The sequence below is a fragment of the Streptomyces pristinaespiralis genome (genome assembly GCF_001278075.1).
GTDB classification, from domain to species: domain Bacteria; phylum Actinomycetota; class Actinomycetes; order Streptomycetales; family Streptomycetaceae; genus Streptomyces; species Streptomyces pristinaespiralis.
Map to the genome: position 1 here is coordinate 181,056 of NZ_CP011340.1, position 19,806 is coordinate 200,861.

The following is a 19,806-nucleotide window of genomic DNA, read 5'->3' on the forward strand; positions in this document are numbered from 1 at the left end:
GAAGGGACGATTCACCACCGGAGCGGATCGTTGCCTGTGGCCAACTGCGCGCAGGGGCCCACAAGTTGCAGTGCTAATTTGTGAGATGTGAAGGCCACCCCTGTGAAGCGGGCGTTCAAGTACCGCTTCAGCCCGACCGATGCGCAGGCAGCCGAGCTGTTGCGCACGTTCGGATGCGTGCGGAAGGTCTACAACATGGCGCTCGCTGCGCGTACTGAGGCGTGGACGCGGCAGCAGCGGGTCAACTACAACGCCACGTCGGCGATGCTGACCGCGTGGAAAAAGACCGAGGATCTGGCCTACCTCAACCACGTCTCTTCCGTCCCGCTCCAGCAGTGCCTTCGGCACCTGCAGGCGGCGTTCAGCAACTTCTTCGCCAAGCGGGCCAGGTACCCGCGTTTCAAGTCCAGGCGAAAGTCCCGCGCCAGTGCCGAGTACACATCCAGCGCGTTCCGGTTCCGGGACGGGCGGCTGTACCTGGCCAAGATGTCCGAGCCGCTGGACATCTTGTGGTCCCGTCCCCTGCCCCAGGGTGCTCGGCCGTCCACCGTGACGGTCTCCCGCGACAGTGCTGGACGTTGGTTCGTTTCCATGCTGTGCGAGGACGCGAGCGTCAAGCCGCTCCCGCCGGCGGATGCGGCAGTCGGGATCGACGCTGGTCTCCATCACCTGGTGACGCTCTCCACCGGTGAGAAGATCTCCAACCCACGGCACGAACGCCGTGACCGTTCCCGTCTCGCCAAGGCACAGCGGGCACTGTCCCGCAGGTCCAGGGGCAACGGCACCAACCGGGCCAAGGCCCGGCGCAAAGTGGCACGGATTCATGCACAAATTGCGGACCGCCGCCGTGACGCCCTGCACAAACTGACCACTCGACTCGTGCGCGAAAACCAAACGCTCGTGATCGAGGACCTGACCGTGCGCAACATGGTCAAGAACAGCAGCCTCGCCCGTGCCATCAGCGATGCGGCCTGGTCCGAGCTGCGCACCATGTTGGAGTACAAGTGTGCCTGGTACGGGCGAAACCTGGTGGCCGTGGACCGCTGGTTCCCCTCCTCCAGGCTGTGCTCCGACTGCGGCGCCCTGCAGGGCAGGATGCCGCTGAGCGTCCGCACCTGGACGTGTGCCTGCGGCACGACCCATGACCGGGACGTGAACGCCGCGAAGAATCTTCTGGCGGCCGGGCTGGCCGTGTCTGTCTGTGGAGCTGGTGTAAGACCTCAACGGGAGACCTCCCGGACGGGGCAGTCGGCAACGAAGCAGAAACCCTCACAGCGCGAGCCGTGAGAATCCCCTCCTTCAGGAGGGGAGAAGTCAAACCGGCGCCACCACCAGGGCGGCGTTGTGGCCGCCGAAGCCGAACGAGTTCGACAGGGCGGGCCCGGAGGCGATGGTTCGGGGGCGGTGGTGGACCACGTCGATGTCCATTCCTGGCTCCAGGCGGTGGTGGTTGGCGGTGGGCGGTACCTCGCGTTCGCGCATGGCGAGGACGGCGGCGACGGCCTCGACGGCGCCGGCGGCGCCGATCAGGTGGCCGAGGACGCCCTTGGGTGCGGTGACCGGCGGGCAGCCGGTGCCGAACACCTTGGCCAGGGCGGCCGCTTCGGCCCGGTCGTTGTGGGGTGTGGAGGTGCCGTGGGCGTTGATGTGGGCGATGTCCGCGGGGGTGAGGCCGGCGTCGGCGAGGGCGGCGGTCATGGCGCCGGCGGCGCCGGAGCCGTCGGGCAGCGGCATCGACAGGTGGTGGGCGTCGCAGGTGGCGCCGTAGCCGGCGACCTCGGCGTAGGGGCGGGCGCCTCTGGCGCGGGCGTCGTCGGCGCGTTCGAGGACGACGAAGCCGGCGCCCTCCCCCATCACGAAGCCGTCGCGGTCCGCGTCGAAGGGGCGGCTGGCCTGCTCGGGTTCGTCGTTGCGCAGGGACACGGCGTTGAGGTTGCCGAACCCGGCGAGGGTGACGGGGGTGAGGGTGGACTCGCAGCCGCCGGCGATGACCACGTCGGCGCGGTGGGTCTGCAGCAGCAGCCGGGCCTGGCCGATCGCGTCGGCGCCGCTGGCGCAGGTGGTGGCGATGGTGGTGGCGGGGCCGGTCCAGGAAAGGCGCATGGCGATCTGGGCGGCGGCCGCGTTGGGCATCGTCATCAGCGGCATCAGCGGGTTGACGCGGTGCGGGCCGTGTTCGGAGAAGTGGGCGGACTCCAGGTCGCTGGTGGCCCGGCCGCCGACCGCGTTGCCCACCACGACGGCGGTGCGGTGCGGGTCGGGGGCGGGGGCGCCCGCGTCGCGGTGGGCGGCGAGGGCGGCGGTGGTTCCGTACAGGGCGAACGGGTCCATCCGTCGGGCGTCCTTGGCGCCGACGAGGCCGACGTCGTCGAGTCCGCTGACGCGGCAGCCGATCCGTACCCGGTGGCGGTCGAGGTCGAGGTGGGTGAGGCGGGCGGCGGTGGAGCGGCCGGCGCGCAGCGCGGCCCACAGTGCGTCCGGGGTGCAGCCCGCCGGTGTGACCACGCCGATGCCGGTGATCACGACCGGGGGTGGGGTGGAGGTTGCCATGGTTGGTTTCCCGTTCCTGTTTCCCTGGGTGTACGGGCCGGCCGGGTCAGGCCGGGAGGATGCCGCACTCGCGGGCGGAGGTGAGGAACGCCTGGGCCGCGAAGTCGATGTCGGCCTCGGTGTGGCGGGCGGTGACCGCGATCCGCAGGCGGGCGAGGTCGTTGGGGACGGCGGGGGTGACCACGGGCAGGCCGATGACGCCGTTCTTGCGGCAGGTGGTGGCCAGGTCGTAGGCGGCGTCGTCGGAGCCGGCGATGAGCGGCAGCACGGCGGTCTCGCTGTCCTGGGTGCGCAGCCCCTCGGCGTTGATGATCTTCCGCAGGCGGGCGGACTGGTGCTGGATGTGGGCGACGCGTTCGGGTTCGCGCTGCAGGATGCGCAGCGACTCGAGGGCGGCGGCGGCCTGGGCGGGTCCGAGGGCGGCGGAGAACAGGAAGGGGCGTGCGGCGTAGCGCAGGTGGCCGATGAGTTCGGCGGGGCCGGCGACCCAGCCGCCCATGGAGGGGATGGCCTTGGAGAGGGTGCCGAGTTTGACGTCGACCCGGGCCTGCCAGTCGAAGTGCTCCTCGATGCCGCGGCCGGTGGCGCCGATGACACCGAGGGCGTGGGCCTCGTCGACCATGAGGAGGGCGTTGTGCTCGTCGCAGACCTTGCGCAGTTCGGGCAGGGGGGCGATGTCGCCGTCCATGGAGTAGACGCTGTCGACGATGACGAGGCGTACGCCGTCGGGGCTCGCGGCGCGCAGCCGGCGCTCGAGGTGGTCGACGTCGTTGTGGCGGAAGCGGGTGACGGTGGCGCCCGACAGGCGGCAGCCGTCGACGATGGAGGCGTGGTCGTACTTGTCGATGAAGACGGTGTCGCCGGGGCCGACGAGGCCGCCGACGGTGCCGGTGTTGGCGGCGTAGCCGGAGCCGAAGACCATGGACGCCTCGCGGTCCGCGAACCGGGCGACCTCCGCCTCGAGTTCCTCGTGCAGGGGTATGGATCCGGCCAGGGCGCGCACGCCGTGGTTGCCGGTGCCGTAGAGGTCGACGGCGGCCTTGGCGGCGGCGACGACACGTTCGTCGCCGGCCAGGCCGAGGTAGCTGTAGCCGGACATCATGAGCAGCCGGCGGCCGTCGAGGTCGGCGTAGGCGCTGTCGCGTTCGACGGTGTATGCGACGAAGCTGTTGCGGCGGTCGGGTTCCCATTCGAGTGCCTGGACGCGGCGCTGTGTTGCCGCCAGCTTCGGCTCGAGGCGTTCCCATCCTCCAGATGCGTTCACGTGCGTCTCCTCATCCACTTCTCGGTTGGTCCAGGCGCGCCGTCCTTTCTATGCGCCGGGCCGCAAGGCGGGCGCAACACGGATTTCGACAGCGCAATTACCGCTGTGGCGTGGGAAGTCGACCTTCGAAACGAATACCGGAGGCGCTGATTCCCAGTTATTCCCCCCGGTATGTTTTTGGCCACGGTTGAATGTGGCGACAATTGGCCGGTACGGTCGAATCCACGGGAAAGTGAGTACGAACAGAGATCTGGCTGCGAAGCCGGGGCGCGAATTCGCGGCCTCCCTTTCCTGAATCGCGCCCCCGCACGTGTGATGACCGCGTGCAGCCGAAGTCTTGGGGGACTCAGCGTTGCTGATCAGACTCGTAGGTCTTGTCACCATCGAACACGACGGGACGGCGCCCCAGCACCTGTCGAGCGCGCAGGCACAAGTGGCCTTCGCTCGACTGATACTGGAGCGAACGTCGGGAACCAGCCGCGACCAGCTCGCGGACACCGTGTGGCCGGAAGGACTGCCCGACACCTGGGCGTCCGCGCTGCGCAGTGTGGTGAGCCGGGTCCGCGCCTATGTCACCGGCCCGCTGCAGAAACCGGGCGGGACACCACTGATCGCCCAGAGCGGGCGGTACGTCCTGCGGCTGCCGGACGACGCGGCGGTCGACCTGGAGGCGGCGGAAGCCGCGATGACGGAAGCGAGGACGGCCTTCGCGGACGGTGCCCACGCGGTGGCGCACCAGCTCGCGGCGGGCGCCGTGTCCAACCTGCGCGGCTCGTTCCTGCCGGCGCACGAAGGCGAGTGGGTCAACGCCGTTCGTGAGCGGGTCGACGAACTGCGCCTGATGTCACTGGAGCTGGCGAGCCTGTCCTCGTCGGCGCTGGGCGCGGAGCACCACGCGGTGCGCTACGCCGACGAGGCGGTACGGCGCGCGCCGTTCCGCGAGAGCGCGCACCGCTGCCGGATGACGGCGCACGCCGCAGCGGGCAACCGGGCGGACGCGCTGCGCGCCTACCAGCAGCTGCGGGAGGTCCTCGCGGACGAGCTGGGCATCGACCCGGCGGCCGAGACACAGGCCGCCTATCTGGAGCTCCTGCGCGCCGAACCCGCCGGCCCGCGCCGGCGGGCCCCTGCGGGGCGGATGACGGCGGACGCGCTGGACCCGCTGCTGATGGGAGCGTTCGAGGCACTGACACCACCGCCCGCGGTGGCGCCGCTGCCGGCACGCTGATCCACCCCGACGCCGGGCGGCCCGGCACCCTCCAGGTGCCGGCCCGCCCGGCGTCGGCATGCGCGCGCACCGCAGCGCGGGCGGCGGGGGCTCGCCGCCCGCGAGCCGGCGGTCCGCGCCGGCCGCCGTGACCGAGCAGACGTGGAATCGGCCCCAGGCCGGGGGGTGAGCTCGCCGCATCGTCCGCCGGGCCCCGCCGGGCAGATGACGGCCGACGCGCTGGACCCGTTCGAGCCGTCGGCCCGCCCTGGGGCCCAGGGACAACGCCGCCGGGTACGCGGCCCGGTGGCGGCGGTTCCACTCCCCCGTACCGGCGGCCGAGCCCCCGCCCGGGCGGCGGGCGCCGACGTGGCGGGTCCCTGGCCGGGCGGGCCCGGCGCCGTCCAGGTGCCGGGCCACCCGGCGTCGGCATGCGCGGCGCACCGCAGTGCGGGCGGCGGGGCGGGGCCGGGCCCGTGGGGGGCGGGTCGGCGCGGGCACGCGGAGACGTGGAAGCGGCCCGCGGCCCCCCGGTCGAAGGGGGGCGGCGGGCCGCCGGGCAGCGGGGGGTGGTCAGGTGATGGAGACGCCGCTGTCGATGCTGATCACCTGGCCCGTCATGCAGTCCTGGTCGAGGAACAGGGACGCGCTGCGGGCCACCTCCTCCACGGTCACGAAGCGCGGGATGGGGGCCTTGTCCTCCATGCCCTCGACGACGCGGTCGGGGAGGTCCTTGGTCATGCCGGTGATCATGAAGCCCGGGGAGAGGGCGTTGACGGTCACCCCGCGCCGGCCGCACTCGGCGGCCAGCGTGCGGGTGAAGCCGATCAGGCCCGCCTTGGAGGCGGAGTACGCCGTCTGTCCCGCGGTCGCGATCAGGCCCGACGGCGAGACCACGTTGATGACGCGGCCCCATCTCTGGCGCAGCATGTGCGGAACGGCGACGCGGGCGGTGTGGAACGAGCCGATCAGGTTGGTCCGGATGACCTGGGCCCAGTCGTCCGGGTTCTGCATCGCCATCAGCGCGTCCTTGCGGATCGCGCCGTTGTTGACGAGGACGTCGACGGGGCCGAGGCGTTCGCCGATCTCCTGGTACAGCGCGGTGACGGCGGCGTAGTCGCCGACGTCGCCGCTGACGAGGACCGAGTCGTTCGTGAGTTTGTCCTGCACGGCGCGGGCCGCGTCCTTCGAGCTGTTGTAGTGGACGGCGACCCGGCAGCCCAGCGCGTCCAGTTCGAGGGCCAGGGCCTGGCCGAGGCCTCCCGAGGCGCCGGTGACCAGGGCCACCGGCTGCTCGGGGCGGTTTCCGGTCTGTGGGCCCTTACTCATCGCATACCTCCGTGGATACTCCGCCCTTCACGGCGGAACCGACTCCTGCCGGGCAGGGCAGGGAAAAGTGATCCGCCGTCAGGGCCGGCCGCCGCGCGGGACGGGCCCGCGGGCCGGCCGGCCGCGTGGCGTCAGGCGTGGTCCAGCGCCGGACGGCCGGCGTTGACGGTGGTGGCGAGCTGGTACTCGCCCAGGTCGAAACGGCGCGTCGCGCGGCGGAACCGCCACGTGTAGGTGGGCCAGATCGACGGGTTGCGGCCGTGCTCGTCCAGGTACCAGCTCTTGCAGTTCCCGGCGTTCCACACGGTGCCCTCGAGCCGGCCCTGCAGCTGCTCGTTCCACTGCTGCTGGGCCTCGGCGCGGACCTCGACACTGGCCAGGCCGCGCTTGTCCATGTGCCCCAGCGCGTCGATGACGTAGCCGATCTGCGCCTCGATCATCACCACCTGCGAGGAGTGCCCCAGCGTGGTGTTGGGGCCCAGCAGCAGGAAGAGGTTCGGGAACCCGGCGACCGTGGTGCCGCGGTGCGCGGCCATGCCGCCCTCGCTCCACACGTCCCGCAGCAGCCGGCCCTCGCGGCCCGTGATCCGGCCGGCGACGGGCCGGTCGGTGGCCTTGAAGCCGGTGCCGAGGATGATCGTGTCGACCTCCCGCTCGGTGCCGTCGCGGGAGACGATCGACTTGGCCCGCACATGGTCGATGCCGTCGGTGACCAGGTCCACGTTGGGCTGCTGGATCGCCGGGTACCACGTGTTGGAGAACAGCAGGCGCTTGCACGCCATCACGTAGTCGGGCGTCAGCTTCGCCCGCAGCTCCTCGTCCGCGACGGACTTCGCCAGATGGTCGCTGGCCATCTTCTGCATCTTGCCCGCGACCTTGGGCCGCTTCATCACGAACGCCAGGACCTCACGGCCCCACATGTTGAAGTTGCGGCGGAAGCGCTGGTAGCCGGGGACGTTGTGCAGCAGCTTCGACTGCAGCGCGCTGGTCGGCTTGTCGTTCTTCGGCCCGATCCACGCGGGGGTGCGCTGGTACAGGTCCAGCCGCCCCACCTCCGGCTGGATCTTCGGCACGAACTGGATCGCGGAGGCGCCCGTGCCGATGACGGCGACGTTGCGGCCCGTGAGGTCGTGCCCGTGGTTCCAGCGCGAGGAGTGGAACACGGTCCCCTCGAAGTCCTCCAGGCCGGCGATGGCGGGCACGGCCGGCTCGGAGAGATAGCCGGTGCCCGACACCAGCACCTGGGCGGTGTAGTCACCCTGGGAGGTGCTCACGTGCCAGCGGCGGGCGGTCTCGTCCCAGCGGGCGGCGAGCAGTTCGTGTCCGAAGCGGATGTAGGGGCGTACCCCGAACCGGTCGGCGACGTCGCGCAGGTACTCGTACAGCTCCGCCTGCTTGCCGAACGTGGACTTCCAGCCCGGGTTCTGCGCGAAGGAGAACGAGTACAGGTGCGACATCACGTCGCACGCCGCGCCCGGGTAGGAGTTGTCCCGCCAGGTGCCGCCGACCTCGTAGGCCCGCTCGAAGACGAGGAAGTCGTCGATGCCCTTCTGCAGCAGGCGCACCGCCATGCCGAGGCCGGAGAAGCCGCTGCCGATGACCGCGACGCGCAGATGCCGGGTGGGGCCGCCGCCCGTCGCCCGCCCGCCGGGCGAAGGACTCCCGTCGCTGCGCGCGGGTTCCAGAATGCTCGTCACGTGGGCCTCCTCTAGCGGCGCGCGATGGTGACGCGGAAGTTGTTGAAGAACTTGTCCTCGAGGGTGTACGCGAAGATGTCGAGGTAGCGCTCGAAGCGGGCCACGACCTCCTCGCCCTCCAGGGCGACGGCCTCGTCCCGGCGGGCGGCCAGCAGCTCCAGCCAGGCGCGGCAGGCGACGGCGAACGACTCGCGCTCGTTGACGATCTCGACCACGTCGAACAGGCCCTCAGCGGCCTGGGTGAGCTCGTGCAGGTGCGGGATGTGGCAGTTCTCGAACTCGGAGCGCTGGAGGAACTTCAGGTCGTCCAGCAGCTGCCGGTTCATCGGCAGCGCCTCCGCGGTCATGGTGTGCAGCACGAAGCGGCCGCCCGGCTTGAGGGCCGCGCCGACCTTGTTGAAGAACACCCGGTACTTCTTGGTCCGCTCGCGCGGCGGGAGCGTGGAGGACACGAAGTGCTCCAGCGCGTTGATGCAGAACGCCGCGTCGTAGGGGTCGTCGGTGGTGTGGTCCTCCCACGACTCGACGCGGGTGGTGATGCGGGGGTTGTCCAGGCCGGCGATGAACGCCTCCTGGGTGCGGCTCAGCGTCAGGCCGACGGCCTGCTCGACGCCGTGGACGGTGGTGAGCCGGTTGAGCATGGTGCCCCAGCCGCAGCCCACGTCCAGCACCCGCCGGCTGCCGGCGGCGCCGGCGAGCTCGACGAACCGGTCGAGCTTGCGCTCCTGGGCCTCGTCGAGCGCCTCGGTGAGGCCCTCGCCCTCCTCCCAGTAGCCGCCCGAGTACATCATCGTCGGCCCCAGCAGGAGGCGGTAGAAGTCGTTGCTCACCTCGTAGTGGTGCCTGATCGCGTCGACCTCGGGGACCGACCTGTCAGCGACCGTCGTCATCTCTTCCTCAACTCCTGTCGGGGTGCGCGGCTGTCGGGGTCGAGGAAAGCGAAGTGCTCGCAACAGATGTGCAAGACGGCGCCGGGCCGGCGCTGTTGCGCCCCGCTTGCGCGGCTGCCGGTTCGATTCCTAGGCGTAACACCCCAAGCCTTGCGAGAGAGGACCGAACCCCATGTCGCTGCCCACCGTCGAAGAACTGGCGAGCCAGCTCGAGGCCGTCTCCGGCGCCCAGAAGGTCGACCCGGACCAGCCGCTCCAGCACATCGCCGACGTCGACTCGCTGGACCTGATGGAGTGGTTGTACGGGTTCCAGAACCAGTACCCGCACATCCCGGCCGACGAGTCGCTGTTCGCCGACATCGACGACACCACCACGCTGCGCGTCGTCCACGACCGGATCGTCCAGCTCGTGCCCGCCCAGGCCTGATCAGGGGAGAGTCCTGTGAACGGCTTCGACATCACCGGGTGGGGCATGGCCGTACCCGAACGCGTGGTCTCCAGCACGGAGCTCGCGCAGCGCTTCGGCGTCGACGAGAACTGGATCGTCAGCCGGTGCGGGATCCACGAACGGCGGGCCGTCGGGCCCGGCCAGACGACCGCCTCCCTCGCTGTCGAGGCCGGCCGGCGCGCATTGGACAAGGCGGGGCTGAGCGGCGGCGACATCGCCCATCTGATCGTCGCCACCGCCACCCCCGAGCAGCCGTCGCCGGCGACGTCCGCGTTCGTCCACCACGAACTGGGCATCGCCGGCAGCGCGCACGACGTCAACTCCGAGTGCGCGGGCTTCGTCTACGGCCTCGTCCAGGCCATGGCCCTCATCAAGATCGACCCGCGGCCGATCCTGCTGATCGGCTCCGACACCCACACCCTCACCGCCAACCCCGCCGACCGGGACCTGTCGATCCTCGTCGGCGACGGCGCGGGCGCGGTGGTGCTCCGGCCGGCCCCGTCGGACCCGGTGCTGGGCTGGAACCTGGGCGCCGACGGCAGCTGCGCCGGCAGCCTCAAGGTCCTGGCCGGCGGCAGCCGGATGCCGACCACGGAGGAGACCGTCCGCCAGGGGCTGCACTACGCACAGATCAACGGCAACGAGATCTACCTCAACGCCGTGCGCTACACCGTCCGCACGGTGCGGGAGACGCTGACCAGCGCCAAGGTCGAGGCGGCCGACGTCCGCCACGTCATCCCGCACCAGGCGAACATCCGGATCATCAACTCGATCCTCAGCCACACGGGCCTGCGGCCCGAGGCCCTGGTCACCAATCTGCACAAGTACGGGAACACCGCGTCCGCGTCGATCCCGATCGCCCTGACCGAGGCACTCGACGAAGGCCGCATCAACGACGGCGACCTGGTCCTGCTGGCCGGCTTCGGCGCGGGCATGACCTGGGGATCGGTCCTGCTGGAATGGGTCGGAGGACAGAAATGAACAACGCACTCTCGCGGCGCAAGGTACTGGGCGGCATCGCCGCAACGGTGGTCGGCTGGAGCGTCGCCAACCAGTCGTGGGCGACGGCCGCCGAGGTCGACGCCGGCCACCGGATCGACGTCCGGCAAGTGCCCGCCCTGGACGGGACGCTGACCACGTCGGCTACCGACCTGGACAGATTCCGCCAGGACTTCGGGCGGCTGAAGCCGTCCGCGCCGTGGGCGGTCCTGCGTCCTGGTTCCGACCAGGACATCGTCAAAATGGTCAACTACGCCCGGACCAACAAGCTGAAGATCGCCGTCAACGGGCAGGGCGGCACCGGCGACGACATGGAGTCGCACTCCGTGTACGGCCAGGCGGCCGTGCCGCAGGGCGGCATATCCATCGACGCCCGCGCCATGTCGAAGATCCTCAGCATCAACTCGACCAACGCGGTCGTCGAGGCCGGTGTCACCTGGGGACAGCTGACAGACGCCGCGCTGAAGGTCGGCAAGACACCGCCGGCGCTGCCCGACTACCTGCACCTGTCCATCGGCGGCACCGTCTCCATCGGCGGCATCGGCGGCACGGTGCAGAAGTTCGGCCTGCTGGCCGACACCGTCCACTCCATGGATGTCGTCACCGGCACCGGTGAGCTCGTCACCGTCTCCGCGTCCGCGCGGCCGGACCTGTTCCACTCGATCCTCTCCGGCGGCGGGCAGACGGCGATCATCCTGCGGGCCAAGGTGAAGCTCGCCCCCGCACCCCAGCGGTCGGTCGTCTTCAGCCTCTTCTACGACGACCTGGCCACCTACCTCGCCGACGGCGAGAAGGTCATGGCGGAGAACCGGTTCCACATCCAGGCCGGCGAGATGCTGCGCCGCGCCGACGACACCGGCTGGCGCTACAAGATGGAGGTCGCCGCCAACTACTCCGGCACCGCCGTCCCCGACCGGGCGGCCCTGCTGGCCGGACTGCGCGACAACCGGGCCCAGGCGGTCATCGAGGACGTCGCCTACCGGGACTACATGTTCCGGCTCGACGGCTACGAGGTCTACCTGAAGGAGACCGGCCACTGGTACCAGCCCAAGCCGTGGCTGAGCCTGTTCCTGCCGGCGTCCAAGACCAAGGCGTTCATGCAGATGGTGGAGCAGGAGCTGACCGTCGGCGACCTGGGCGGCGGGTTCCTGCTGTTCTACCCGTACTACACCGGCAAGATCACCCGGCCGCTGGCGGTGCAGCCGAACGAGTCCGTCGGCTACCTCTTCGACCTGCTGCGGTTCCCCGACCCGGGCGACCCGAACATCTCGCAGATGCTCGAGCAGAACCGCCGCCTGTACGACAAGGCCGTGGCGCTGGGTGCCAAGCGGTACCTGGTCGGCGCGATCCCCCGGATGACCCAGGCCGACTGGAGGACGCACTTCGGCTACCGCTGGGAGGAGTTGTGCCGGGCCAAGCGGCGCTACGACCCGGCGAACATCCTCACCCCCGGTCAGGGCTTCTTCGGCTGACGTCCGGCCGCGGACCCCTGACCCGCACACCGACAGGAGAAGGTGGCATGACAGGTTACGACCTGATCGACGAGGCGGTCCTCGACGCTCCGCCGGACGTCGTCTGGGACGCGCTGCTCGCCGAGTTCCGCGGCGGCGCGCAATGGTGGGTGCCGGCCAACACCTTCGCCGCCACGTCCGGTTCACCGGACGAGGTGGGCGGCGAGGTCAAGGTGACGGTCCACACCAAGGGCGTCGACAAGGGCGGTCCGAAGCTGCGGTTCACCTCCCGCACGACGGCTGTCGAGACGGGCAGGCGACTGTCGGTCGAGTACGTCGAGGGGGTCTTCCGCGGGCCGAGCGACTTCCTGCTCGAACCGCTGGACGGCGGGCGCCGCACCCGGCTCGGCATGCACTTCCGGGGCCGTCCGCACGGCTGGCTGAAGGTGCTCGCCAAGGTCGCCGACATCGGCGCGGAGCACTCCAAGGCCACCAGCGCCGCGTTCACCGCCCTGAACGGCGTGCTGGCGGCGAGGGAGAAGGAGGCGGCGCGATGACGACGACGACGGCGCCGCCCGCCACGGAGAGCGCGCTCGTCACCGACGACGGCGCCCGCCTGGCGGTGAGCGTCCTCGCCCCGCTGGGCGCGCCGTCGGGCCGCACGGTGGTCCTCGCGCACGGCTGGGCCGCGGCCCGGCGGGTGTGGGGCACGGTCGCGGACCGGCTGATCCGCGAGGGGCACCGGGTCGTGCTGTACGACCTGCGCGGTCACGGCGCCTCCACGTCCGGCCGGGAGCCGTTCTCGGTCCCCCGGCTGGGAGCGGATCTGGGCGCGGTCCTGGAGCATGTCGGGGCGCCCGGCGACACGATCGTCGTGGGGCACTCGGGCGGCGGGTTCGCGGCGATGGCGTACGCCGTCTCGCCCGCGGCCCGGCTGGGCGCTCTGGTGCTGCTGGGCACCGCCGCGCACGACCAGGACACGCCCGACAGCGAAGTGAAGATGATGGGCAGCGCCCTGTTCTCGTGGGCGGTGGGCCGGCCCGCGCTGGGCCGTCTGCTGCTGGGGCAGAACATGCTCGGCAAGCGGGCCGACGCCCGTGCCGGGGAGGTCAACCGGCAGATGTTCGCGGCCGCTTCGCCGCAGGTGCGGGCCGAGGCGTTCGCCTCCTCGCGGGGCATGGACCTGCGCGAGGAGCTGGCCCGGGTCCGTGTCCCGGCGGTGGTGCTGGCCGGCAGCGCCGACAAGGTCATCGCCCCGGCACTGGGCCGGGCGGTGGCGAAGGCCCTGCCGGGCGCCCGGTTCGAGGAGATCGAGGGCGCCGGTCACATGCTGCCGCTGGAGGCCCCCGACGCGGTCGTGCGGGCGGTGGGCGAGGTGGCCGGCCGGCCGGGTTGAGCGGGACGTCGTACCGGGCGCGCGGGCGCCGGGCCGCCGGAGGATTCCGGCGGGCCGGCGCCCGCGCCGCTGTCTGCACCCCTCCCCCGGCCGCCCCGGGGGCGGGAGGCGCGGCGGGTCAGCCGGTGCCCAGGACGACGGTCTGGGCGGGGGTGCCTGTGGGCATCTCCTGTTCGCCGGCGCGGCTGGTGCGGTACTCCTGCGGGCTCATGCCCCGTACCCGTTTGAACGCCGAGCTCAGCGCGAACGCGCTGCTGTAGCCGACGCGGTGGGCGACGCCTGCCACCGTGGCGTCCGGTTCGCGCAGCAGGTCGGCGGCGAGGGTGAGCCGCCAGGTGGCCAGGTAGGACATCGGCGGCTCCCCCACCACGGTGGTGAAGCGGCGGGCCAGGCCCGCGCGGGAGACGCCGACCTTGCGGGCGAGCAGTTCCACCGTCCAGGGCTGGCCCGGGTTGTCGTGGAGCAGGCGCAGCGCGGGGCCGACCGTGGGGTCCGACTGGGCCCGGTACCAGGCGGGGGCGCCGGCGCCCGGTGCGGCGAGCCAGGCGCGCAGCACGCTGACGAAGAGCAGGTCCAGCAGCCGGTCCAGGACGAGTTCCTGGCCGGGTTCGTCGCGGCCTATCTCGTCGGCGAGGAGGGCGACGAGCGCGTTGTCCTCGGCGCCGGCGGGCCGCACCAGCAGGGCGGGCAGCGCGTTCAGCAGCCGGCGGCCGATTTCGCTGGGCGCCTGGTAGGTGCCGCTGAGCATCACGGACGATCCCTGGCCGAGTGTGTCGCCCCAGGTGCGCACCCCGAGCGCCATGGTGTCGGTGACGTCCTCGCCCTCGGTGGTGTTGCAGCGCTGTTCGGGGCCGACGACGATCTGCACGCCGGTGCCCTGCTCGTCGGCGATGGTGTACGGGTCGGGGCCGCGCAGCACGGCGACGTCGCCGGGCCGCAGCAGCGCGGGCGTGGAGCGGTCGGGCAGGACCCAGGCGTCGCCGCGGACCATGGTGACCAGGGAGATGGGGGCACGGTCCTCGACGCGCAGCGCCCACGGCGGGCTGAAGACCGATTTGATCAGGAACGCGCCGCGGGCCTTGGGGCCTTCGAGCAGGCCGGTGAGAGCATCCACGTGTGTCAACCCATCGGCTGGGAGCGAGGCGTGGGAGGCCTCTGGGGACGGAAGGGGTCGCGCCCGCCCTGCCGTGCGGGGGACGTCCGGCAGGACGGGCGCAGCTTTTCGGGGGCGCGTGCGCCGGTGTCAGTGGCGCAGCGTCGACAGTGCACGGCCGAGGCAGAGCAGGGCGGCGGTGCAGGCGAGGGTGCGGGCGGCGTTGGAGGGCGCCCAGGTCTTCTTGAACGTGTCCCGCAGGGCGGCGAGTTCGCCCGCCGCCTCGGGCAGGCCGCCGGCGGCGAGGCGCTTGTTGAGGGGGACGTTGATGCGCATGGTGAGGACCACGGCGGCGGTGTAGAGGGCGAGCGCGGCCCAGGTCCAGCGGGCGGCGGTGCGCTGTCCGATGCGGGTCAGGCGGGCGCCGGCGATGCCGGTGGCGAGGAAGGCGCCGAAGAAGACAAGTCCGAACAGCCCGTTCTCGATGGCTTCGTTGATGTTCTGCATGGCGGCCACGTAGGTGTGGTCGTCGCCGCGGTCGAGGCCGGGCAGGACGGAGACGTCGAAGGAGAAGTACAGGCCGGCGCTCAGGCCCATGGCGATGGTGGCGGCGTGGAGCGCGGGCTGGGCGGCCGTGGACATCAGGGGCTTCCTTCCGGCGGGCGGGGCGGGGGTGGTCCCGGGCGGGGTGCGCGGGTCAGCGGGGGTCGAGGACGGCGCCGAGGCCGCGTTCGTAGCGGCGGCGCAGGACGGTGCGGCCGAGCAGCCGCACGGGGGGCGGCATGGTGGCGGCGACGAGGTCGACGGAGCGCCGGTCGGCGCCGTCGAACATCCACGGCGGCAGGTAGGTCAGGACGCCGGGCGGTGCGGTGCGCACCAGGCGCTGTTCCAGGGCGAGGTACTCGCGGGCGGGCAGTTGCGCGAAGAGGGGGAAGACGGTCTTCTCCTCGTCGGCGAGGTGGTCGCTCAGGACCTGGCCGAAGTGCGCCGCGGCGCCGCTCAGGCCGGCCGGGCCGGCCGCGGTGGTGAGGGCGGCGGTGACCTGGTCCATGGCCCGGTCGAGTTCGGTGTGGTCGCCGGCGAGTTGTTCGGCCTGGGGCCGGAACTGCGGGAGTTTGCGGAGCAGTTCGGGCCACAGGAAGGTGTCCTCGCTGCGGTGGTGCCAGTCGATGACGTCGCGCAGGCGCTGCCACCAGGTGGCGGCGGGTGCCAGGCCGCGGGCGGTGAGCCGGGGTGCGGCGGCACTCAGGCGGTTCGCGTCGCGGCGCATGGCGATGTGCATCAGGGCGAAGCCGTGGAAGTGGCCGGGCAGGGTGTCGAGGCGTTCGCTCGACATGGGGGTGCTCATGGCCGCCTCCTCGGGGGTTGGAGCTGTTTGCCGCTGAGCGTGTATGAGGTCGACTCAGCTCGTTCGTGTGATGGTCGGCTTCGTGGCGTGCGGCGTCGTGGGCTGTCCGGGTGAGCGTGATCGTGCGATCTGGGACGCCGGGTGCGGTGCCGGTGAGCGGGGCCCCTGCTCCACCGGAGCGATGGTTCAGGGCCTCCCCGTCACCTCTGGCCGTACCCAGCTGGTCAGGTCGCGCAGGGAACCGGCCTCCCGGGCCCGGACCGCGCACCCGATGCGTGGAGCCGTCCCGGGGTCGAGTACGCCGGGGACCAGTGCGCCCAAGACCGTTCGGGGCGTGCGACTGAGCAGATCACTCCTGCTCAGTCCAGAGGAACGGTGGCTGTGTCTCGGGCTGGTCCGGTGCCGCGGCCGCGGGTGCGTCCGTCGGTCCGCGGTCGCGGCACCGGGGCAGGGGCTCCGGGTCAGACGTTCCAGACGCCGGAGGCGGCGGCTTCCCTGGCGTAGTCGGCGAAGTCCTTCGGCTTGCGGCCGAGGGCCTCCTCGACGCCGTGCACCAGGTGGGCGTTGCGGCCGTCGAGGACGTTCTCGAACAGCTCGGCGAAGTCGGCCGGCAGGCCGTGCTCGACCAGGGCGGCCCGGTATTCGTCCTTGGTGATGGGGATGTACTGGATCTGGCGGCCGGTGGCCTTGGTGAGCTCGTCGGCGACGTCGCGGAAGCTCAGCAGGCGCGGGCCGGACAGCTCGTAGGTCTTGCCGATGTGCGCCGGGTCGGTGAGGGCGGCGACGACGACGTCGGCGATGTCGTCGGCGTCGACGAACGCCTCGACCGCGTCGCCGGTGGGCAGGGCGATCTCGCCGGCCAGGACGGGCTCGAGGAAGAAGCTCTCGTCGAAGTTCTGGTTGAAGAAGCTGGAGCGCACGATCGTCCAGTCGGCGCCGGACTCCTTGAGCTTGTTCTCGCCGATCACGGCGCCCTCCTCGCCGCGGCCGGAGAGCAGCACCAGGCGGGTGGCGCCCTTGGCGACGGCGAGCTTGGAGAAGGCGGCGATGTGCTCGTCGGCGCCGGGGAAGGCGAGGTCGGGGTAGTAGGTGACGTAGACGGCGCCGACGCCCTCGAGCGCGGCCTCCCACGTGGAGGAGTCCTCCCACACGAAGCGCGGCTCGCCGGAGCGTGACCCGACGCGCACCGGAAGGCCTCGTGCGGTGAGCCGCTCCGCGACCCTGCGGCCGGTCTTGCCGGTGCCGCCGATCACGAGCGTCGTCCTGGTTCCGGTCGTCTGCGTGTTCTGTGTGTTCGTCATGGTGATGAGTCAACTCCAGTGCGGTGAGACGAGCCATAGCCCAAACGCTCAACCCCATAAGCGTGCGTCTCAGGAGGAGCGGGGCGCGGTGTGCGGCCCGGTCAGGCTAGGCATCGGGCCCTGTCCGAGGCCACCACCCGGGGCCCGTTCTCGAGCGTGTCGAGGCGGGGTCTCGAGGGCGGGGCGGAGGCTGTCGGCCGTCCGAGGCGGGCGCGACGGGCCGCGCCGGCGGGCCGTACTTCGGTGCCCGGCGCCTTCTCCGCGCCTCCGGCGCCCAACTCGCGAAGTTCGCTGGGTAGTTCTTCTGCTTCGGATGTCCGCATCACTCCGGGGAGGGCCGGCTCCACCTGGCCGCTGTCAACGGCACCGCCTCCGTGTCGTCGGCTGCGCCGGCGCCGACGGCCTCCGCACCGAGCCGGTCGTCAACGCCCTGCGGCCTGTCTGCCGCACTCGCTGTCCGGCCGGGTCCGGTGATCTTCCACTCGGCGGTCCGGCGGGCCGGGGACGGGTGCCGGACCGCCCGTACTGCAGGCAGTAGGCGTACCGCGTCACTCGAGCACCTCCCACACCAGGGAGGATAAGAGGTAGGATCAGCAGCATGAATGAGCCTACCGGCAAGTACTCGATCACCATGCCGCGCGACATCGCCGAAGCCGCCAAGGCCCGCGGCGGTCCTTCCGGCCTGTCCGCCTACGTGGCCTCAGCCGTCGCCCGCCAGATCGAGCGAGACAACCTGAACGAACTCATCCAGGTCGCCGAAGCCGAGCACGGCCCGGTCACGGACGAGGAGATCCAGGCGCTCCGCGACCAGCTCCAGCAGGCTCGCAGTGAGCAGCGACAGGGTGGAGCGAACGCCGCGTGACCCGCTCCCCCGCCACCCCTGGCGGCACTCTGGTCCTCGACAGCGAAGGACTGGCCAAGGCTGTCCTGCGCGACCGCACAGTGACCGGCTGGCTCGCTTTGGCCCGCGCCGACGACCTGCGGGTCATCACGTCGGCGGCCACGCTCGTGGAAGTGGTCCACCCTCGGATCAACCGCCCGGCTCTGGAGTGGACACTCTCCCGCCTCGTCGTGGAGCCGGTCAGCGAGTCGATCGCACGGCATGCTGCCACGCTCCTCGCCGACGCCGGTCTCCACGGCCACAAGTACGCCATCGACGCCATGCTCAGCGCCACCGCGCTGGCCGCGCCCGGCCCCGTCACTGTCCTCACTTCCGATCCCGAGGACCTCGCCACGCTGTGCGCCGGACGCGTCACCGTCGTCAAAGTCTGACTGCAACCGCCGAGGGGCTGCCGGCACGGAGAGGTCATGCCTGGCCGCGGCCGAGGGCGATCTCCGTTTCGTCGCCGCCCCAGCTGCCTGGAGAGCGCCACAGGACGTGGACGCCGAAGATGTCACGGACGGTGTCGGCCGACCAGTCCTCGGCGGGCGGTTCACACAGGACCAGGTAGAGGCGGGTGGCCGGCGAAGGCAGGGTGTGGTTGATCTCGAGGAGGCGGGTGGCGCCCGAGCGGAGGTCTGTGTACGTGGAGCGGCCGGCGCCCAAAACCTCGTAGACGAACAGGCCGTCGCCCACGGTGCAGCTGACGTCGACAATCTCGGAGTCGGTGGGCTGGAGGTCGGCCCACAGCAGCTCCGACTTCAACGCGTGGCGGACCGCCTCGTGCTTCCGACAGGGGCGGTCGGCGGCCGCGAGGGTTGTGAACTGCTGCTGCGTGACCGTGCATGAGTGAGTGCTGGCGTGTAGGGGTGAGTTGTTGTGGGCTGTGGTGTGTGAGGGCTCGCGGGGTGGACGGGGGTTCGTGTGTCGAATGGGTGACCTTTGCGGATGGTGGTCGTTGGGGCGGTGGCGGTTGTGTGTGGTCCAGGACAGGAGGGGTGGTGAGCACGGTGGGCGGTCTGCGGGAGGTGGCGGCGCCGTTCGTGGTCACCGGACCTTCGGGTGTGGCAGTGCGTACGCGGCTCAAGGGCCTGACAGCCGGGGACGAGGAGGTGTTGCGGCTGGTGGGTGCGCATCTCGGGTCGCTCGCCTCGCGGGACTTGAAGGCCCGCTGCGCTGACGGGCTGGAGCACTCAGCCGAGTCGTGGGCGGCCCGGAAGCGGGAGTTGACGGGGGTGTCGTCGTCGAGGTGGGCGGGGTCGATCACGAAGGCCACGCACGATCAGTGGGCGCTCGCCCGGCGCGGGCAGGCCGCGCACATCCAGGGCCTCGAAGCCGGGATCAGGACGATCGCTCACCGGCTGTCGCTGCCGGTCGGACAGAAAGGCACCCGGCGGGTCCCGGGCGGCTACCGCTCCGCGCACGAGTGGTTCCACAAAACCCGGCGCCTGCGGGTGCTGGAGGACCGGCTCGAGCGGGCACGAGCCGACCGTGCGGCCGGTGTCGTGCGTGTGGTGCGCGGCGGCCGACGTCTGACCCGTACCCGGCATCACCTTGCCGATGCGGGGCTGACCGCAGCCCAGTGGCGCCGGCGGTGGGAGGCCGAGCGCTGGTTCCTCCAGGCGGATGGTGAGTCGGGGAAAAGGTTCGGCAACGAGACGATCCGCATCACCCCCGAAGGCGACGTCAGCATCAAGCTCCCGGCCCCGCTGGCGTATCTGGCGAACGCCGCGCACGGACGGTACGCACTCGCCATAAAGGTCTCCTTCGCGCACCGGGGCTCCGAGTGGGCGGACCGGGTGGTCGCGCACCGGGCGGTGGCCTACCGCATCCACCACGACACCGGACGCGGCCGCTGGTACGTCACCGCCTCCTGGCAGATCCCGGCCGCCCAGGCCGTTCCGCTCGAAGCCGCCCTCGCCCACGGCGTGATCGGCGTGGCAGTGAAACAGC

Annotated in this window: 19 protein-coding genes and 1 pseudogene; 10 read left to right on the plus strand and 10 right to left on the minus strand. The window is 71.5% G+C overall.

What is annotated here, in order from left to right; genetic code table 11:
- Nucleotides 1-87: 87 nt before the first annotated feature.
- Nucleotides 88-1,287 carry an RNA-guided endonuclease InsQ/TnpB family protein gene (locus tag SPRI_RS00755; RefSeq protein WP_005321926.1) on the plus strand — a complete coding sequence of 400 codons (1,200 nt, stop codon included), beginning with the start codon at nt 88-90 and terminating at the stop codon, nt 1,285-1,287.
- Between the two features lie 27 nt (nt 1,288-1,314).
- Here SPRI_RS00755 and SPRI_RS00760 read toward each other — a convergent pair whose 3' ends face one another.
- Both SPRI_RS00760 and SPRI_RS00765 read right to left on the minus strand, forming a co-directional pair.
- Nucleotides 1,315-2,550 carry a beta-ketoacyl-[acyl-carrier-protein] synthase family protein gene (locus SPRI_RS00760; protein ID WP_005321924.1) on the minus strand — a complete coding sequence of 412 codons (1,236 nt, stop codon included), beginning with the start codon at nt 2,548-2,550 and terminating at the stop codon, nt 1,315-1,317.
- A 46-nt stretch (nt 2,551-2,596) separates the two neighbouring features.
- Nucleotides 2,597-3,814, minus strand: coding sequence for an aminotransferase class I/II-fold pyridoxal phosphate-dependent enzyme (locus tag SPRI_RS00765; protein ID WP_005321922.1), 1,218 nt, complete (start codon nt 3,812-3,814; stop codon nt 2,597-2,599).
- A gap of 352 nt (nt 3,815-4,166) precedes the next feature.
- Here SPRI_RS00765 and SPRI_RS00770 point away from each other — a divergent pair, with 352 nt between their 5' ends.
- A complete protein-coding gene (locus SPRI_RS00770; RefSeq protein WP_053556616.1) occupies nt 4,167-5,042 on the plus strand; it encodes an AfsR/SARP family transcriptional regulator in 876 nt (291 codons plus the stop codon).
- Between the two features lie 552 nt (nt 5,043-5,594).
- On the opposite strand, the gene SPRI_RS00775 is transcribed toward SPRI_RS00770, so the two are convergent.
- The 3 genes from SPRI_RS00775 to SPRI_RS00785 all read right to left on the minus strand — a co-directional run bounded on the left by SPRI_RS00775 (nt 5,595) and on the right by SPRI_RS00785 (nt 8,937).
- Nucleotides 5,595-6,350: an SDR family NAD(P)-dependent oxidoreductase gene (locus SPRI_RS00775; protein ID WP_053556617.1), complete on the minus strand. Its 756-nt coding sequence runs from the start codon at nt 6,348-6,350 to the stop codon at nt 5,595-5,597.
- A gap of 131 nt (nt 6,351-6,481) precedes the next feature.
- Nucleotides 6,482-8,047 carry a flavin-containing monooxygenase gene (locus SPRI_RS00780; RefSeq protein ID WP_005321915.1) on the minus strand — a complete coding sequence of 522 codons (1,566 nt, stop codon included), beginning with the start codon at nt 8,045-8,047 and terminating at the stop codon, nt 6,482-6,484.
- Nucleotides 8,048-8,058: 11 nt separating this feature from the next.
- Nucleotides 8,059-8,937 carry a class I SAM-dependent methyltransferase gene (locus tag SPRI_RS00785; RefSeq protein ID WP_037775637.1) on the minus strand — a complete coding sequence of 293 codons (879 nt, stop codon included), beginning with the start codon at nt 8,935-8,937 and terminating at the stop codon, nt 8,059-8,061.
- Nucleotides 8,938-9,109: 172 nt separating this feature from the next.
- On the opposite strand from SPRI_RS00785, the gene SPRI_RS00790 reads away from it, so the two are divergent.
- From SPRI_RS00790 to SPRI_RS00810, 5 genes are read left to right on the plus strand one after another with little or no spacing between them, the layout of a single operon-like run.
- A complete protein-coding gene (locus SPRI_RS00790) occupies nt 9,110-9,364 on the plus strand; it encodes a hypothetical protein (RefSeq protein WP_005321911.1) in 255 nt (84 codons plus the stop codon).
- Nucleotides 9,365-9,379: 15 nt separating this feature from the next.
- The gene (locus tag SPRI_RS00795) at nt 9,380-10,366 is read left to right on the plus strand and encodes a 3-oxoacyl-ACP synthase III family protein (protein WP_005321909.1); all 987 of its coding nucleotides are present in this window, start codon (nt 9,380-9,382) and stop codon (nt 10,364-10,366) included.
- Complete coding sequence (locus SPRI_RS00800; protein WP_005321906.1) at nt 10,363-11,856, plus strand: FAD-binding protein; 1,494 nt, start codon at nt 10,363-10,365, stop codon at nt 11,854-11,856. Before SPRI_RS00795 ends, SPRI_RS00800 begins: the two co-directional genes overlap by 4 nt.
- 47 nt (nt 11,857-11,903) lie before the next feature.
- A complete protein-coding gene (locus tag SPRI_RS00805) occupies nt 11,904-12,392 on the plus strand; it encodes an SRPBCC family protein (protein WP_234020476.1) in 489 nt (162 codons plus the stop codon).
- On the plus strand, nt 12,389-13,231 hold the full coding sequence (locus SPRI_RS00810) for an alpha/beta fold hydrolase (protein ID WP_037775632.1): 843 nt from the start codon (nt 12,389-12,391) through the stop codon (nt 13,229-13,231). Before SPRI_RS00805 ends, SPRI_RS00810 begins: the two co-directional genes overlap by 4 nt.
- Before the next feature lie 118 nt (nt 13,232-13,349).
- Here the strand turns inward: SPRI_RS00810 and SPRI_RS00815 are convergent, their stop codons facing one another.
- The 4 genes from SPRI_RS00815 to SPRI_RS00830 form a co-directional block, all read right to left on the minus strand.
- On the minus strand, nt 13,350-14,345 hold the full coding sequence (locus SPRI_RS00815; protein WP_053556618.1) for an AraC family transcriptional regulator: 996 nt from the start codon (nt 14,343-14,345) through the stop codon (nt 13,350-13,352).
- Between the two features lie 129 nt (nt 14,346-14,474).
- Nucleotides 14,475-14,966, minus strand: coding sequence for an anthrone oxygenase family protein (locus SPRI_RS00820; protein ID WP_005321899.1), 492 nt, complete (start codon nt 14,964-14,966; stop codon nt 14,475-14,477).
- Nucleotides 14,967-15,021: 55 nt separating this feature from the next.
- Nucleotides 15,022-15,672 (minus strand): hemerythrin domain-containing protein, encoded by a 651-nt coding sequence (locus SPRI_RS00825; protein ID WP_005321896.1) that lies wholly within the window; start codon nt 15,670-15,672, stop codon nt 15,022-15,024.
- Nucleotides 15,673-16,133: 461 nt separating this feature from the next.
- Nucleotides 16,134-16,973, minus strand: a complete 840-nt coding sequence (locus SPRI_RS00830) for an NmrA family NAD(P)-binding protein (RefSeq protein WP_005321894.1) — start codon at nt 16,971-16,973, stop codon at nt 16,134-16,136.
- Nucleotides 16,974-17,571: 598 nt separating this feature from the next.
- Here SPRI_RS00830 and SPRI_RS00835 point away from each other — a divergent pair.
- Together SPRI_RS00835 and SPRI_RS00840 are read left to right on the plus strand one after the other, a co-directional pair.
- On the plus strand, nt 17,572-17,835 hold the full coding sequence (locus SPRI_RS00835; RefSeq protein WP_005321891.1) for a hypothetical protein: 264 nt from the start codon (nt 17,572-17,574) through the stop codon (nt 17,833-17,835).
- Nucleotides 17,832-18,245 (plus strand): PIN domain-containing protein, encoded by a 414-nt coding sequence (locus tag SPRI_RS00840; RefSeq protein WP_005321888.1) that lies wholly within the window; start codon nt 17,832-17,834, stop codon nt 18,243-18,245. Before SPRI_RS00835 ends, SPRI_RS00840 begins: the two co-directional genes overlap by 4 nt.
- Before the next feature lie 34 nt (nt 18,246-18,279).
- On the opposite strand, the gene SPRI_RS00845 is transcribed toward SPRI_RS00840, so the two are convergent.
- Nucleotides 18,280-18,618, minus strand: coding sequence for a hypothetical protein (locus SPRI_RS00845; RefSeq protein ID WP_005321886.1), 339 nt, complete (start codon nt 18,616-18,618; stop codon nt 18,280-18,282).
- Nucleotides 18,619-18,863: 245 nt separating this feature from the next.
- On the opposite strand from SPRI_RS00845, the pseudogene SPRI_RS00850 reads away from it, so the two are divergent.
- A pseudogene (locus SPRI_RS00850) lies at nt 18,864-19,793 on the plus strand (hypothetical protein); the annotation flags it as partial.
- Nucleotides 19,794-19,806: the final 13 nt, after the last annotated feature.

What these genes read in the sequence shown, in the direction of transcription:
- SPRI_RS00760 (WP_005321924.1), bottom strand. Translation starts at nt 2,550, where the DNA reads ATGGCAACCTCCACCCCACCCCCGGTCGTGATCACCGGCATCGGCGTG.
- SPRI_RS00775 (WP_053556617.1), bottom strand. Translation starts at nt 6,350, where the DNA reads ATGAGTAAGGGCCCACAGACCGGAAACCGCCCCGAGCAGCCGGTGGCC.
- SPRI_RS00785 (WP_037775637.1), bottom strand. Translation starts at nt 8,937, where the DNA reads ATGACGACGGTCGCTGACAGGTCGGTCCCCGAGGTCGACGCGATCAGG.
- SPRI_RS00790 (WP_005321911.1), top strand. Translation starts at nt 9,110, where the DNA reads ATGTCGCTGCCCACCGTCGAAGAACTGGCGAGCCAGCTCGAGGCCGTC.
- SPRI_RS00800 (WP_005321906.1), top strand. Translation starts at nt 10,363, where the DNA reads ATGAACAACGCACTCTCGCGGCGCAAGGTACTGGGCGGCATCGCCGCA.
- SPRI_RS00805 (WP_234020476.1), top strand. Translation starts at nt 11,904, where the DNA reads ATGACAGGTTACGACCTGATCGACGAGGCGGTCCTCGACGCTCCGCCG.
- SPRI_RS00810 (WP_037775632.1), top strand. Translation starts at nt 12,389, where the DNA reads ATGACGACGACGACGGCGCCGCCCGCCACGGAGAGCGCGCTCGTCACC.
- SPRI_RS00820 (WP_005321899.1), bottom strand. Translation starts at nt 14,966, where the DNA reads ATGTCCACGGCCGCCCAGCCCGCGCTCCACGCCGCCACCATCGCCATG.
- SPRI_RS00825 (WP_005321896.1), bottom strand. Translation starts at nt 15,672, where the DNA reads ATGAGCACCCCCATGTCGAGCGAACGCCTCGACACCCTGCCCGGCCAC.
- SPRI_RS00830 (WP_005321894.1), bottom strand. Translation starts at nt 16,973, where the DNA reads ATGACGAACACACAGAACACGCAGACGACCGGAACCAGGACGACGCTC.
- SPRI_RS00835 (WP_005321891.1), top strand. Translation starts at nt 17,572, where the DNA reads ATGAATGAGCCTACCGGCAAGTACTCGATCACCATGCCGCGCGACATC.